General features: G+C 59.3%; 15 protein-coding genes. 8 read left to right on the top strand and 7 right to left on the bottom strand.

Features of this window, described 5'->3' with window-relative positions:
• Positions 1-533: 533 nt before the first annotated feature.
• Complete coding sequence (locus INT29_RS16440; protein ID WP_193072463.1) at positions 534-1,136, bottom strand: TetR/AcrR family transcriptional regulator; 603 nt, start codon at positions 1,134-1,136, stop codon at positions 534-536.
• A 108-nt stretch (positions 1,137-1,244) separates the two neighbouring features.
• Between INT29_RS16440 and INT29_RS16435 the strand changes: the two genes are divergently transcribed.
• On the top strand, positions 1,245-2,945 hold the full coding sequence (locus INT29_RS16435; RefSeq protein ID WP_193072462.1) for an amidohydrolase: 1,701 nt from the start codon (positions 1,245-1,247) through the stop codon (positions 2,943-2,945).
• A gap of 144 nt (positions 2,946-3,089) precedes the next feature.
• Positions 3,090-4,430 (top strand): APC family permease, encoded by a 1,341-nt coding sequence (locus INT29_RS16430; protein WP_319020930.1) that lies wholly within the window; start codon positions 3,090-3,092, stop codon positions 4,428-4,430.
• Between the two features lie 264 nt (positions 4,431-4,694).
• Here the strand turns inward: INT29_RS16430 and INT29_RS16425 are convergent, their stop codons facing one another.
• The 6 genes from INT29_RS16425 to INT29_RS16400 form a co-directional block, all read right to left on the bottom strand.
• Positions 4,695-6,242, bottom strand: coding sequence for an amidohydrolase family protein (locus INT29_RS16425; protein ID WP_264298594.1), 1,548 nt, complete (start codon positions 6,240-6,242; stop codon positions 4,695-4,697).
• 2 nt (positions 6,243-6,244) lie between these two features.
• Complete coding sequence (gene panF, locus INT29_RS16420; protein ID WP_193072457.1) at positions 6,245-7,747, bottom strand: sodium/pantothenate symporter; 1,503 nt, start codon at positions 7,745-7,747, stop codon at positions 6,245-6,247.
• Positions 7,744-8,064, bottom strand: a complete 321-nt coding sequence (locus tag INT29_RS16415; RefSeq protein ID WP_193072455.1) for a YhdT family protein — start codon at positions 8,062-8,064, stop codon at positions 7,744-7,746. The genes panF and INT29_RS16415 overlap by 4 nt, the downstream gene beginning before the upstream one ends.
• Positions 8,065-8,401: 337 nt before the next feature.
• The gene (locus INT29_RS16410; protein WP_193072454.1) at positions 8,402-8,683 is read right to left on the bottom strand and encodes a hypothetical protein; all 282 of its coding nucleotides are present in this window, start codon (positions 8,681-8,683) and stop codon (positions 8,402-8,404) included.
• Positions 8,680-9,150 carry a MarR family winged helix-turn-helix transcriptional regulator gene (locus INT29_RS16405; RefSeq protein ID WP_193072452.1) on the bottom strand — a complete coding sequence of 157 codons (471 nt, stop codon included), beginning with the start codon at positions 9,148-9,150 and terminating at the stop codon, positions 8,680-8,682. Before INT29_RS16405 ends, INT29_RS16410 begins: the two co-directional genes overlap by 4 nt.
• A gap of 495 nt (positions 9,151-9,645) precedes the next feature.
• The gene (locus INT29_RS16400; RefSeq protein ID WP_193072451.1) at positions 9,646-10,236 is read right to left on the bottom strand and encodes a hypothetical protein; all 591 of its coding nucleotides are present in this window, start codon (positions 10,234-10,236) and stop codon (positions 9,646-9,648) included.
• A gap of 140 nt (positions 10,237-10,376) precedes the next feature.
• On the opposite strand from INT29_RS16400, the gene INT29_RS16395 reads away from it, so the two are divergent.
• The 6 genes from INT29_RS16395 to INT29_RS16370 all read left to right on the top strand — a co-directional run bounded on the left by INT29_RS16395 (position 10,377) and on the right by INT29_RS16370 (position 15,223).
• Positions 10,377-10,580 (top strand): helix-turn-helix transcriptional regulator, encoded by a 204-nt coding sequence (locus tag INT29_RS16395; RefSeq protein WP_193072450.1) that lies wholly within the window; start codon positions 10,377-10,379, stop codon positions 10,578-10,580.
• Between the two features lie 42 nt (positions 10,581-10,622).
• Positions 10,623-10,892: a hypothetical protein gene (locus tag INT29_RS16390; protein WP_193072449.1), complete on the top strand. Its 270-nt coding sequence runs from the start codon at positions 10,623-10,625 to the stop codon at positions 10,890-10,892.
• 126 nt (positions 10,893-11,018) lie between these two features.
• Positions 11,019-12,905 carry an ATP-binding protein gene (locus tag INT29_RS16385; protein ID WP_193072447.1) on the top strand — a complete coding sequence of 629 codons (1,887 nt, stop codon included), beginning with the start codon at positions 11,019-11,021 and terminating at the stop codon, positions 12,903-12,905.
• A gap of 1 nt (position 12,906) precedes the next feature.
• Positions 12,907-13,941 carry a hypothetical protein gene (locus tag INT29_RS16380; RefSeq protein WP_226842110.1) on the top strand — a complete coding sequence of 345 codons (1,035 nt, stop codon included), beginning with the start codon at positions 12,907-12,909 and terminating at the stop codon, positions 13,939-13,941.
• A 57-nt stretch (positions 13,942-13,998) separates the two neighbouring features.
• Positions 13,999-14,871 (top strand): endonuclease domain-containing protein, encoded by an 873-nt coding sequence (locus tag INT29_RS16375; protein ID WP_193072446.1) that lies wholly within the window; start codon positions 13,999-14,001, stop codon positions 14,869-14,871.
• Positions 14,861-15,223 (top strand): hypothetical protein, encoded by a 363-nt coding sequence (locus INT29_RS16370; protein WP_193072445.1) that lies wholly within the window; start codon positions 14,861-14,863, stop codon positions 15,221-15,223. Before INT29_RS16375 ends, INT29_RS16370 begins: the two co-directional genes overlap by 11 nt.
• Positions 15,224-15,266: the final 43 nt, after the last annotated feature.

Below are 15,266 nucleotides of genomic sequence, written 5' to 3'. Positions count from 1 at the left end.
CGGGCCAGCTGGTCGCCCGGGTCGGGCCGGAGATTGCTCTCGGGATCGGCGGTCGGCAGGCCCGGGGAGCGGAACTCTTGCGGAAGTCCCACGGAGACAGGTTCCGGCGGAAGTTCCGCGGAGCCGTTTACCCAGGTCACGTTGAAACTCCGGCTGAAAAGTGCGGAACTGCGGACGGAGCCCACCTACTTCTCTCCTTGTAGGTCGGAAGATGAGAGAGCCGTCGGTGGGGGGCGAAAATGTAAATGGGTGCGTGCAAATGGGCACGCTCAGGAATGTCCGCGCCCACACTCAAGTTTGCCGCGTTAACATCCAGCGTTAGTCAATGTTTCGAGGACCGACTCTCGGCAACGACTCAAATCCGAGAGACCACCCGATACGATCATTCGGCTGTTTCAACCCCCGAGTCCCTCTCCGGAGAACCCTTAGAGTCACGGCCATTCCACCAGCCAGTTGAGGAACTACCCCGTGGCACAGGTGGGCGCATTGCACCATGGCAAGGACGTCGACTTCTCAAAGTTGCTCGAGAACTCTCAGCCTGTTGGGCCTGCTCCTAGGCCTTCGGCGGCCGCACGCATGGCCGCTTTTGCAGCCTCAACGGTGATCAAGCTGTTGCCGGCCACAATGTGCAGCCCATAGGCGTCCTCCAACGCCACTAGGTTCATGGCCATCTGCTCAATCGGCATCGTCAGCGAGAAAACCCCGGATGCCACCCCAGCAGTAAGGACCCGCCGGTAGATCTCCATCTGGCGAGTAAACATGCCCTCGACCATCTCATCGTGAGCCGCAGACGTTCCAGCCAGAACATCGAACTCGTAGAGCAGTCGCATAAGCGCATCGTCCGGGCCGCTGGGCAACCCCTCGTCGATCGCGGTAGCAAGCTGGTCCCGCGGGTCCGAGATACCGGCGATAGCGTCGTCTCGACTATCGCAGAAACGCTGCACGCCCGCCCGGTGAGTCTCGACAAGCAGCGCATCTAGGTCTTCGTAATAGTAGAGGATCGCGCCCCTTGTCAATCCAGCACGGCGGGCCACATCGGCTAGGGACAAGGACCTCAGCCCGGATTCGCCTACAGTCTCAAGCGTGGCACTGATGAGCGCTTCCCGGCGATGTGCCTGATTCTTCGTTCGAGCCATACCTTGACAATATCGCGACCTCGGTGTGACAGTTATAACTATTCTTTGACACTATCGTCAAAGAATACGCTGACATCGTGCACTGCAGCACGCGAAAGAGGCAAACCGATGCTGGATCTCCTGCTCACCAACGCCCGAGTACGTACCTTCGACGCCGCCCAGCCCTGGGCCGACGCTATCGGTATCGCCGGCGGCAGGATCGCCTACGTGGGAACCTCGGCCGAAGCTCCAAGCGCGCGGGAAGTTCGCCATCTCGACGGGAGACTGGTGACACCGGGAATCATCGACAGCCACAACCATCTCCTGCTCGGCTTCGACCCCGATGCCGTCAGCCTCGAAGGCGCAGAAACCCTCGAACAGGTTCGGGCCCGCATTAAGCAGCTGGCTGTGGAACGTCCTGATCTGGAATGGATCTGTGCCGAAAACGCGGTCTATTCCATCGTCGATAATCGTCGGCCCAATGCTCGAGATCTCGATGGAATCACCGAACGCCCGATCTTCGTGACCACCTACGATCAGCACTCCGTCTGGCTCAACACCCCGGCGCTACGTGCTCTGGGCATCACCGCCGGACATGACATCGCCTGGGGCAACCCGGAACTTGATCGCGATGGTCATCCGACTGGCTGGATCACTGACTTCTACACTTCTGCGATGACAAGTGCGGGCCTCGCCGCCCTGCAACGCGATATTCCCATGTACTCGCCAGAGCGCCGCTACAAAAAGATCCTCGGCAGTCTCGAAATGGCCACCCGCTCGGGTATCACCACTGTCGTTGAGCCCCAGGTGCCAGTCGCCGAGATCGGCCTCTTCGACAAAGCGCGAGGTGAGGGCAAACTCAGTTCCCGAGTCATCGCTGCCCTCTTCCACCCCATCGATTCCGCACCCGAGTTTCGCCAGGAGTTGCGTGAAGCAATTGACGACTCTCCTCACAGCGACAGGCTTCGTTTCGGCCCCATCAAGCTCTACGCCGATGACGTCATCGAACCCCACACCGCATGGATGCTCGAGGACTACGCCAACCGCCCCGGCCACCGCGGACACCCCTCCGCCCCAGTTGGAGAACTGACCAAGATCGTCACCGAGCTCGACCGGCTCGGCTTCCAAACCCACACCCATGCCACCGGCGATGGCGGCGTTCGCTTGGCGCTCGATGCCATCGAGGCCTCTCAACGGACCAACGGAACAAGAAACCGCCGGCACGGGATCGTTCACGTTGAATGCCTCGACCCCTCCGATCTTCCTCGGTTCGAACAGCTCGGCATCACCGCAGCCATGCAGCCCAGGCACGCTTCCCCCGATCTCATCGAAGGAACGTGGATGGATAATGTCGGACAGAACCGCTGGAACCGTGCATGGCGTACGCGATCCCTCATGGATTCTGGTGCCCACGTCGCTTTGTCCAGCGATTGGCAAGTCGGTGAAATGGATCCACTCGTCGGCGTCTACTCTGCACTGACCCGCGCGGGGCTCGACGGTAGACAGTCCTGGACGCCCGATGAAATCCTCACTCTCGATCAAGCCCTGTGCGGATACACCCGCCAAGGAGCGTGGGCCTGGCATGCCGAGGACGATCTCGGGGTACTCAAGGTGGGAGCCAAGGCCGACATCGTTGCTTGGTCTGCCGATCTCTACCAGCTCGACCCGGCAGGGATCCTCGAGCAGCGAGCCGATTTGACCATCGTCGCAGGCGACATCGTTCACGACGTCGACGGGCACGGGACCACAGCGAACAGTGGAACACGCTTCGACCTTGCGGCGAAGACGTTGAACCCCGACAAAAGTTGCGCGGGACACGTGCACAGCTAAATGACCCAGAAGCCATGACTATGTGACATGAAACGACCAACAAACTCGTTCCCGTCCCGGTAACCATTTGTCGACGACGACCGAAAGGTAAAGCCCTTGCGAACCGATTCAACGAAGAACAGTTCGAAACAACCAACCGACTCTGTGCCGACAGGAGAAAGAGGCCTGCGCCGCCGCCTCAAACTCCGACACATTGTCTTCCTCGGACTCGCTTATATGGCCCCGCTAGCGGTCTTCGACACGTTCGGCATCGTCGCCGAAGCCACCAACGGCCGGGTGCCACTGGCCTACATACTCATCATCATCGCCGTCACCATCACTGGGCTCAGTTATGCGAAAATGTCCCGCTACTATCCGGGCGCGGGCTCGGCCTACACCTACGCCAGAGAGACCCTGAATCCCCATGTCGGGTTCATGGTCGGATGGGCTGCAACTCTTGATTACCTCCTGCTGCCCATGCTCAACGCACTTCTGGCCGCCATCTACATGGGCGCAGTCCTGCCGAGCGTTCCAGCTTGGGTGTGGGTGCTGTCGACGATCGTCATCTGCACGCTACTCAACGTCGTCGGTGTGAAGCTGGCAGCCCAGGTCAATGTCATTCTCGTCGTCGTCCAGATCGTCGTCGCCGCCGCATTCCTGTTCTTTGCCATTCGCAACATCGCCATGGGCATTGATGGTGCTGCTCTCAGTCTCACACCGTTCGCCCCCACCGGTGTCCCGACCGGTGCCCTGCTTGGAGGTGCGTCTCTGTTGGCACTATCGTTCCTCGGCTTCGACGCTGTCACGACAATGTCCGAAGAGGCGATCCGCCCGAAGACTGATATCCCGCGAGCGATTATCCTCATCGTCGTTAGCGCTGGCGTCTTCTTCGTCGCCATTACCTACACGATGCAGATCCTCTTCCCTGATGTCTCCACCGTCGGAGACATCGTCGGCGCATCCCCCGAGATCGCGCAATACATCGGTGGAGCACTCTTCCAAGCGTTGTTCGTCGGCGGCTACATGTTCGCAGTCCTGGGATGCGGTCTGACCCAGCAGATGAGCGCTGCTCGCCTGCTCTATGCCATGGGCCGCGACGGTACGCTACCCCGGCGCATGTTCGGCCGCATCAATCGGCGCACTGGTGTTCCGGTGATCAACATCGTCTTCATTGCGGTCCTAGCCTGCTCGGCGATGCTCCTCGATCTCGCGTCGGCAGCCTCGCTGATCAACTTCGGTGCCTACGTCGCATTTGGAGCAGTCAATCTCTCGCTGATTTTCGCGACCGTGAAATACCTGCGACCTCAAGGACGAATCGGGGTCTTCGCCGGCATCATCCTTCCCTCATTGGGCGTGGTCATCAACCTCGCTCTCTGGCTGAGCCTGGACACGAACGCGAAGATCGTCGGCGTGGTCTGGGCGCTGGTCGGCTTCGCATTCCTCCTCATCACCACCCGAGGGTTCCGCATTCCGGCTCCCGCAATGGCAGAGCCCGAAATGGACTAGACCGCGTAGCCACTCGCTTTCTTCCTCTGGAGCTCTGTAGCTCCGCCGCCAGGCTCCTGGGTTCCAGGAACGAACGAGTGCGTGACTTGGTGTCCACTCCCGAAGCAGATCGTGCTTGTGCCGACCCCCAGGTTCGATGCTTTGGGGCTTCGGTTCCTCTTCCACGCCGCGCAGGTGTAGTTCGACTAGTTGTAATGTCGAAGCATCCGCTGCAAGGCAGCAGATGCTTACCGCTTTCCGGGTTCCTCCACTTCAGGATGTTGTTTATCCGAGGGCACTGCCTCGTTTCGAACCATATATGGGCTTGCCCGGCAACGCGGTCGGGATCATTTGCCCCTTTGCAACGACTGGTGTGCCAGAGACGTAGAGATATTCGATCCCGGTAGAAGTCCCAAGGTGCTGATAGTCTCCATTTGCGGAAATGCTTTCAGGATCAAACACACAAATGTCAGCGTCTGCTCCCACTTGCAACCGCCCCTTCCCACGCATCGACGGGGCAGCGTCGCCAAGAATGTCAGCGGGGATGAGAGTGCATCGGCGGAGCGCGTCTGTTAAACCGAGAACCTTGGCGTCACGGACCAGCCAACTGAATACAGTTGCAAAACAGCCAGAGCTTCGTGGGTGGGCGATTAGCCCGTCCGGCAATGGCCACACGTCTCCTGCTATCGCAGCTTCTGCCGCTTCACGATGCTTTTCGTCACCGTTGAACGTCACCGCGATCGCATCGGATGCCATTGCTGCGTCTGGATAGGTAAGCGCTTCGAACAGTAGGCCCTTCTGGCGTTCGTCAGTCAGATCGAAGTTCTCGAGGACGCATATCCCACCTGGGTCGGCTTCACGAATCTCAGTAAGGCGCTCGGGAGAAGCGATACGCTCCCCCGTTGCCAAATAGATGATTGACTCAGGCGACATGTTGTTTGCCGCCAAGCGCTGCGGATCTAGGAACGATGCGCCAATGACCGTTGATCCTGCGCCATACGGGTACGCCTCCGTCGTGATTGAGACTCCCCGCGCTTGAGCCTCTCGCATCTCTTCAACGATCGAGTTGATCCGCTGTCCCGAAGTCGAATTCATATGACACAGGTGAATTGGAGCATCAAAGCGTTCAGCGACGTCAATCAGCTCCCGCACCGCGTCGAGCGCTCCCCCATGATCGACGTCGGCCATTGAACGAGAGTGGACGAACAGAGGCTGCTGGACCGCAGAGGCAAGCTGGGCCAGACCATCAAGTTCTTGCTGGGTGAACCCGGGCGCATACCCAGCTAGGACACCAACTCCGATTGCACCTGCTGCGATCTGTTCACGGACCCGAGCAAGAATATCGTCGATTTCTGAAGTGTCAGCAGCCTCGCGCCAGCGAGGCCCATCTTGGAACTTCTCGAAAGTGCTCATCCCCAGACGGTCGCCGGGGTCGTGGAGAGGGTCAGCATCTGGGGCACCGTCGAGAACACTCATCCTGGCATGGACCCACCCGGCGGAATATCCGAAGTTCAGCGGTCGGCCTTCAGACACCGCTGCGGCGTAGTAGTCGGCGATGGGCAACGCACCAGCTTCGAGCTCAAGTGTCGTTGTCACCCCATCGAGTGCCTGCAATCGGTGACCAGGAAGATTCTGAGCGTGGCTGTGCAGATCGATGAAACCGGGGGCGACGACATGCCCAGTCACGTCAACGACTTGGGCCGCCTCTACAGAATCAGTGCCGATGGAAACAATCTTCCCTCCGCCGATACCTACGTCAGCGATGTCGTCAAATCCTGTCTCAGGATCGATGACTCGACCACCGGTCAGCACCACATCGGCTCGTTGCGCCATCATTATTCTCCTGTTCGTTCGGAATCGAGCTTCTGAATCTCTCGATAGGTACCCCAGAACTTGACTAGTATCTCGCGCGTAGGTGGTGGAGTGATCAGACTGACAACTACATAGGTCAATATTGCGACGAGGATCGCTGTGACGACCGGTTGGAACCCGAGGCCCAAGGCAGGAACCCATTGCTCACCGACGATGTACCAGGCTAATCCGCAGACCATGGAGACGGCAGCGCCGTAGCCATTGCCGCGCGACCAGTACAGTCCACCGATCAATGGGACAAAGAAAGTGGCACCCAGTCCAGAGATCGCGAAGATAACGATGAGCTCGAGAGCTGGAGGAGGCTTCAGAGCAATCAGCAAGACGATAAACCCAATGATGAGGCTCACGACCATGCTCATCCGTGCCCGAGACCCATCTCCAAGCTTCGTGTTGAAGAAATTGTTGTAGACGTCGCGAACAACGGCACCGGAAACGATGAGCAACATAGACGACACCGTCGACATGATTGCGGCCAGCGGCGCAGCGAACAATGCGCCCCCGAGTGGACCGGGCATTGTCGTAGAGATGAGCGTCGGAATAGCCAAATCCGGATTTTCCAAGCTGGCGTCGATAAGGCGTGCAACGACACCCATCACAGCGAACCCCAGCGAGAACACAGCCATGACCAATGGACTCCAGATCATGGTCCGGTGGGCCGTGATGGAGTCGCGGTACGACATCGCTCGGACAGCGGTGTGTGGCATCGCCACGATGAGCAGACCGAAGATAACTGAGTAGGATACGAAGTTTGCGGGTGTTGCATCAATACCGCCTGGCAAGGTGACAAGGTCAGGAAAGCGAACGGCGAACTCGTGATCCATGGGAGTCGGGGTTCCGAGGAAGGCGAAGACGCCGAACCACAGTACGATGCTACCGACGAACATGATGACGCCCTGAGCGGTGTCATTGATCGAAGCTCCCATGAAGCCACCGAATGCGGTGTATATGGCGACGATTCCAGCAAACACCCAGACGAGGGTTGGATAGGGAACGCCAGTCACGGAGTTCAGGATGTGAGCACCACCCGCGTACTGGGCGACCATGTATGCGGTGAGGAAGATGATGATGCCAATTGATGCGACAATGACGACGAATTTGTTGGCATATCTTTCTTTGAAGAAATCGATGAATGTATAGAAGTTAAGTTTCCGCGCCAGGATTGCATACTTCTTACCGAGCAGACCGACAGTGAGCAGGGCAGTCGGCGTCTGAAACAGTCCCATGAGAACCCAGCTGAGACCGCTGTCATAGCCAAGGCCAGGCCCGCCGATGAACGTCCCGGCGCTGGCGGCCGACGCAAGAATAGTAAAGATCAGTACGAATGGCCCTAGTCGACGACCGCCAACGTAATAGTTCTCCGTCTTCTTCCCAGTAGCTGAACGCTTCTGATCAAGAGCGGCCCATACGCCGATGCCAGCGATGAGGAGGAGATAGATGATGGTTGGCAGGAGCTGAGACAGATTCATCGTTGTTCCTCTTCCGACTCGGGAGGAGTACGGAACTCAGGTTCCTCAGCGTCAAGAGAATAGTCCCGGTAGAAGAAACGGACGATGAAGTACGGAAGGACACAGAGAACCACCAGGACTACGCCGGCGGAGTAAAAGAACCAAGCAGGAAAGCCGAGGATAAAGTCGATATCTTCGGCAGGCTTATTCAGCCCGATGCCTAGTGCCACCGCGGAGGTGAGCACGAGGTAAATAACCCAATAAAGAAATGCGACGAGTGCCTCTTTGTTCGCCTGTCGGTATCGCCGGTCGACCTCAAACGTGAATTTTCTGCTCATTGTGCTGCCCATCGTCGTTGATATATAACAGCGCGCCGACAGCTGCGACCGCTGCCGACACAAGTGACGTTACATGATGCCCGGACTCAGCAACAGGGTGGGAAGGTCTGGGGAAACAGTTCTCTCCGCGGAAGAACCACGTAGTTCCAATTGCCTGTGTGGATCTGTCGAGTTCGAAATTGCTCAGCCAGGCTATGTTCTCGCACCGAGCTGCTCCCGTGGTGGTTACCCGTGATGCCAGACTGATTGGAGTCACACCCACACCTCTTCGGCTGCGCCGGCGACGAGGGTATGGATACTGCGAGGTCTGAGTTGGCTATTTGACCCAAGTGTCGGTTCAGCCAACACCGACCGCATCAAATGACGAGGCAGATTGGTCTAACACTCCATCGGTGTCTGGAAACGCGTCAGAACGCTCGACGCTGAAGTTTCGGAGCGCACCCGCTTCGACGCCGATCGTTTGAAACCAAGAGAACTTGAACTCTGGAGGGTCGTAGTAAGCAGCGCCAAATGCTCCTGTCGTGTGCTCTTCCTCAGTGAACAGCTGGGGTTCGATTGACGCTACCTTGTCGATGTTTCTGTAATTGATCCGGTCATCGCAGAAATCCGTGACTGTCACATACGCGCGCCACCTTCCTCCCGGCGCGAGACTTCGGCGCGAAGCTCCTCGAGGCTGAACGCTGCGAGCACCTGCCGAGCCAGGGCGGCCCTACCAGCAGCGTGAGCCTTAGCCTCAGCATCGGAGCTGAAGGTCGTCGGCAGACTCTGGTCAGACTCACTGACCTCGTCCAGAAGTTCAGCGGCGCGTTCTCGGCCTGCTTCGCGCAATGCGTCCGGCTCAACGCCGAGGACCGAGCCAAGCTTCACCAGCGTGCGGTCAGGCGGCACCGCAACCCTGGCCACGCCGTCTCGATAACGGAACCCGTTGAGCGCAATGTGGATTGAGCTGACACTCAATCCCGAAGCCGCGGCGAGGTCGGCAACCTTGATCCCCGACTTCTTATACGTCATCCGCAGGAGGGCCGACTCCGGCGGGACTTGTAGATCCGGGGCCACCTCTGTCGACGGATCGGGCATGCTCGGCATGAGGCTCCTTCAGGGTTGTCGTGGTAGCAAAACGGTTCATCATTACTTTGCCACATTCGCGAAAGTGTTCCTACTGCGAGAGCGCGCAGCGGCACGCCACCTGCAGCTTCATTGCACCAGTCGGCCAAGGAAGACGCCTTCCCGAGCACCACGGAAGTCTGCGGAACTGTCTGCGGAACTTGTCGCTGCGAACGTTCCGCACAAGTTCCGCAGACAGTTCCGCTGACCTGTTTCTCCTGGTGAGGACTATTTCCGTCGGCTTAAGTGCGGAAGTGCGGACGGAGCCTACCTATTCCTCTCCTTACAGGTCGAAAGATGACAGAGGGCTTGGTAACAACAAGAGATGTGTCGGGCAAGTTCCGCATTTCCGCATTTGACGCCGTCAATAGATCTTGCCCACCTGTCGCCCGGACTTCGATTGGCGGAGCATCCCGAGTGCGTCAGGAAGACAATGCGGCGATCTCGAGACCCCGCACTTGCAATCACTTGGCCTCATCACGGTAGAAGCCCCTGCTTCCTTGCGCGGACTATCCAATTCGTCGCCGTCCGCGTTTGGAGACCCAGACTTTCGGCCACGGCCTTCACTGGTGGCTCGCGAACGACCTCGGCGAGTCGATAGATCATCGCAGCATCCCGAAGTGATGCTTTCGAACTGACGCCGGGCTCCACAGCGGGTTGAACATCTGGGGTGACGAAGTTCGCCACATAGGGCCCGAACGATTCAAGAGTCATCGTAAACGTGTGTGGCACGAGCCATCTCACCAGGCCCAGCGGCGCAATTTGCCGCAACAGGATTCCTGTGACTTCCCCTTCAACAGGTGCCGCCACGCCGAGACGGCGAAGGAGGAATCGGCCTTGTTCCTCGTCAAAGGTCGCCTCGACTTCAAGCGCCACTCCCTTATCCGTCTCATCGATGCCACTTGCAAGGTGTGGCGGGAGCGTGTCGACTGGGCCGTTGGCATGCACAACGCAGGGCGCACTTACTCCCGGAATTGGCTCCACACTCTCAGACGAGACATGCAGGGACCATCCGCGTTCCGTGATGTCCGTGGTCGAAACTCTGATCGGTAAACGCATGTACTCCATAGTCCGAGCATAGTTCCTTGGGCTGACATGACACGGCAATAGCGATGGCAATTCATGGCAGGACCTTCCTTTTCTTGTCATTACCAGGCAATTCAAGTACTGTTGAATTATTCCTACCGATGACATGAAAGGGAACTGACATGAGGACCATTGAGCCCGACGACGACTTCATCAGCGAAGCGGAAGCAGCCCAGATCTTGAGAGTCAGCCCGCGTACGCAGCGTCTGCATCGCGCAACAGGCATTGGCCCTGACTACATCAAGTCCGGTCGCACAGTGCTGTATCGGCGCAGCACCGTCTTGAACTGGCTGGTGTCACTGGAACGTCCAGCCGGTACGGCGTGAGAACTTCGTCTCCAACTAAGGAAGGGCACCTCCATTTACGACTTGAAGCAACGACTGACCGACGCGATCGAGCGCCGACCTGATACAGACGCCGAGATTCTTCACTTCTGGCGTGACAAGCGACTGGATCACGGAGTGATCGCCGAGACTGTGAACTCCGACGGCCTTGCCGTCATGTTCCGCATCGATGCCGACATCGACGCCGAATTCTGTCAGCTGAGCTGGGAGGAGCTCGAGCAAGAACTGTCAGAGTGGCGGGCGTTGGACGACCAGCTTGCCACCGAGGGGCGACTGCCAGCTACGGCCGACTGAGATAGCTAGATATGAAAACGCCCCGGCGGCAACCGGGGCGTTCTTTCAAAATCCATCCGCCTGAAGAGTCGACCACTCGAAATCAGGCATTTCCATGAAGGGAATTGAACATGACCATTGTACCCAATGGCGAAAGCGAAAACCAGAGCACCGATGACCAGCAGTCGGCCCCCAAAAAAAGGTGAGAAGAAGTCGGTGGCCAAGCAGCTCGTCGAACTCGCATTCGACTGCTACGACCTCGGCATCGACAACGATGGCAAGGCGTTCGGTGTCCGCAAGGGTGGCCACGTCGCACGCCCACTCGTTGATAGCCGCTTCTCTGTACGCAAACAGCTCGGCGGCCTCTTCTACCGTCAGACGGGCAGGCCTGCATCGCAAAACGCCCTGACCGAGGCGATCGCCGTCCTCGAGGCCGAGGCTGAGTACACCGGCGAACCCACTCAGCTCTTCCTCCGCGCCGCGCGCCCGAATCCAGACCAGATCTACATTGACGTGGGTGACGCTGACGAGCGCGTCATCCACGTCACGCCCACGGGCTGGGAGGTCTTGAACGCGAACTGCGATGTGCCGGTCCTATTCCGCCGTACCAATCTCACAGCACCACTGCCGATCCCGGAGCCCGGCGGTGACCTCGAGCAGTTGTGGCAGTTCGTCAACATGCCTTCCGAAGATGATCGCCAGGTGCTGCGTGGCTTCCTCGTCGGGGCTCACGTCCTTGTCGGCCTGCCCTGCCCGATCCTGGCACTGCTGGGCGAACAGGGAACCGCCAAGACGAGTTCCGCGCGCCGAGTCTTTGCCCTCATCGACCCGACGACGGCTCCGGTCCGACGACCGCCCAGTGACGCCGACTCGTATATCCATGCGGTTCAGTCATCACGGGGAACGATTTTTGACAACTTGAGTTCGATCTCGCACTGGCTCTCGGATGCGATGTGCAGAACAGTGACCGGAGACGCCGACGTCAATCGGACCTTTTACACCAACGGCGACGCTTATGTCATTAAAACGCAGGGCGTCATCAGCATCACAAGCATCGACGTCGGGTCCCTCAACAGTGACTTTGCCGAGCGCGCGGTCTGGGGCAACCTCGGGGTCATCTCGGCGACAGAGAGGAAGTCGGAGCACGAGCTCAACGCCGCCTGGGCGAAGGCGTACCCGTCCATGCTCGGCGGACTCCTCGATCTCGTCGTCATGACGCTGCAGAAGCTCCCCGAAGTGCACCTGGACGAGAAGCCGCGCATGGCCGACTTCGCCGAGATTCTCGCCGCTCTCGACCTGGCCACCGGGTCCAACGGGCTCGAGTACTACACACTGTCGCAGGAGACGATCGCCACCTCGATCGTGGAGACTGACGACTTCCTCGTGGCCCTGACGGAACAGGTGACCGGGCGCTGGGAGGGAACCGGTTCCGACCTGCACAAGATCCTGCGGATGCCGGCGTCGGCCGATCAGAAGTATTGGCCACGCCCCCGGGGCGTCGACGGGGCGCTCAAGAGGCGTGCCCCTGACCTTCGCAAGGCCGGTTGGACCGTCGATGCTGTTGCTCCCGACCCGAGGAGCAAGCGCGCCAAAACGTGGGTTCTGATCGCACCTGAGGATGGGTTCGACAACGATGCGATCGCCACGGCGCAGCGGGCCAGAAGCCTCTACAGCCTCGACCTCGACGAATGGGAGGGGCGCGTCATGCGTGACGGCGCTGTTCCCGACTGCGTTTCTGACCATGTCACTGCACACAGGAAGGGCCTGCACTTCGACTGCCGCAATCCGAACTGCTCCGCGTCGACGTGGTACGACGAGTACGGACTGCTTGCAGAGCGCTCCGAAGGCGTTGACCACGAGCTGATGCTCGCACTCATTCCGTTGCGGATCAGTCTGCCCGAGCTCGATGGCCTCGTCGCCCAGCGTGACGCCAGTGTCAAGGCGCAGGAGGAGTCCACGAACGCAACCTGTGACCGTTGGGTCGGCGGTAACGGCGACGGCCAGACGCTGCGCTCAAAACTGGGTAGTGAGTGAAATGACCACCATCATCGAGGCTATCGACCCTCGGGCATGCTTCCCTGAGTTCTATGGCAACTCTGCCACCGCGACGCTGGCTGGTGCTGCCCGCTGGACCGTCTCGGGACGACTCGGCGAGGAGAGCAAGGGAAAAGCTCCCGTCGATATGCGCCACCTGCTCGACACCGGTGGTCGTGTTCGTGGGGCTTGGGCTCGTGATGAGCAGTGCCTGGTCACGCTCGACGAGTTGACCGAGCAACTGCCGAACGCAGCTAACGCGGCCTTTTACCTGCAGGCTCTGAGCGATGGTCTCATGGTCATCGACATCGAGCCGGACTGCCCTGCGGAGATCTCGACGCAGTTGCTCACAATTCCTGAAACGCTCTACGCCGAGACGTCGATGTCGGGGCGGGGCTTCCACCTAGTGACACCGCTGCCGGAGAATTTCCACGACCACAAGATTACGGTGGGCAAGAAGGTGCTGCGCGAAGAGCACGGCTACTACGAGATCCTCTTAGAGCACTGGTGCACCTTCACTCGCCGGCCGATCTCCGAAGACGTCTGGGAACGGGCCCGGGCCGTCGACGAGACCGAGGAACGGTACTCATCGACAGCCGCCCTCTACGCCTCATTGGCACGCAGCGCCAAGGTCACCCAGGCCGTCTCGACCGAAGTCCGCACTGCGGTCGAGGCCCCGGAGATCGCCGGTGGCGAAGAGATCGTCAGTCGAACGCTGGACAAGGCTGAGCCTCGGCTCAAGTCACTCGACGACTTCGAGAACGACACGTCGCGGTGGGAGTTCTCAGTCCTGGGGACTTTGCACAGGGAGATGCAACGACACCTCGTCGTCATCGGCTTCCTCAAGAAGACCCGCTACTCCGACGGCGACGTGGCGTGGCTGCTCTACGAAGCCGTGCAACAGGTCTTGCCGCCACGGTCGAAGCACCGGGAGCGCCGCAACGGTCGGCCATTCCTGCTCGACCGGTCGGCGGCAATGGTTGCGGAAAATAGGCGCAAAGCAACTGGAAGGCCAGGCCCCACCTCGGGTGACTGAGGCTCACAAACATGATCCAGCGACATTCGCCGCGGAAAGCTACGAGAGGAACAAAAAATGAGCACCACCGACCAGGACTACGCCGTCGATATCGACCCGATCGCTCTGCTGAGGGAGCACCAGGCTGGCCGCTGCGCTGTTTGCGGGGAGACACGCAAACGTCTGGTCGTTGACCACGACCATTACACCGGGTTGGTCAGGGGCCTGCTTTGCAGAAGCTGTAACTCTATCGAAGGTCGAGACTTCTGTGCCCCCTGGTTCGAACATTACCGTGCCAATCCGCCTGCCGCACGCCTGGGGCTACAGGTCCAGTACGACAAAAGGATGCCGGTAAAACGTGGGATCGAGCCGCTCGTCAAGGAGCTCGCGGAACTGATCCGAGAAGATGGCTGGGGCATCGGAGGGCTGAGCCAAGTCAATGGCGACGCCGCTTTCAATATCGTCGATGCCACGGAAATCGTAGAGTGCGTGTCCCTCTGGAGTGAGGGCCAGCACAAGGGGCAATTCACGTGGGGTGAAACTGGGAGATGCAACGACTTCGGGCAGGTCCTGAACACAGAACACAGTCTTCCGGCCTCGACCCCGGTGGAGCGAGTCGCCGACATCGTGACCTGGACAATGCGTATTGGCCAGGACAGTGAAAGGCTGACACACCTCCTGCACCAACGCTTCGGTCTGGTGAACGTAGACATGTCGTTTAATATCGAGCGACAGACCGCGGTCGCGAGCTTCGATTGTGGTGACGGTCAGCTCAAACGCGTCGTCGCCGTTGATTCCGACATCTACTTCTGGTCAGATCCAGCATTCCGAACATCGTTGATTGTTCCGGACGAAATGGACCTCGAGCGCGTCGCGACGTGGGTTTTCCACCGTGCGAACGAACTGATCGAGTATGACGAGTCCAAAGGTCTTCACCACAATGAGCGATGATCACGACGATCCTGTGGGCCGTGTGGCAACAGGGCTACGTGACTGGGCACGAGGTCTTCTCCCCCTCGAGGCAGCGGTCGAATTGATTGCGACCGCGTGCGGTGGACGACTCCTCTACGGTCCATGGATTCGGCTCGACGCATGTGGCCAGCACTGGTTCGACCCCGACATAGCCGCGGTCGAGAAAGGTGTTCTCAGTGGCGGCGAGCGACGGGTGCTGACCATCGTGATGAGCCTCGCCTCAGCCGAACACCCGCTCGACCTCTCCGACGCGGTCTGCGGTCTCGACGACGACGCCCTCGACGCCGTCCTGCGAGGCCTGGCCCACGCAGGGAAGAGGAATATCCCATGACCCTGACGAGAACCGTCGAATCCCACGATGAACGCGCCCCTCC

Source organism: Brevibacterium sp. FME37, from assembly GCF_014897485.1.
Lineage (GTDB): Bacteria > Actinomycetota > Actinomycetes > Actinomycetales > Brevibacteriaceae > Brevibacterium.
The sequence above is the reverse complement of the archived record's forward strand: the minus strand, read 5'-3'. Positions and strand labels throughout refer to the sequence as shown.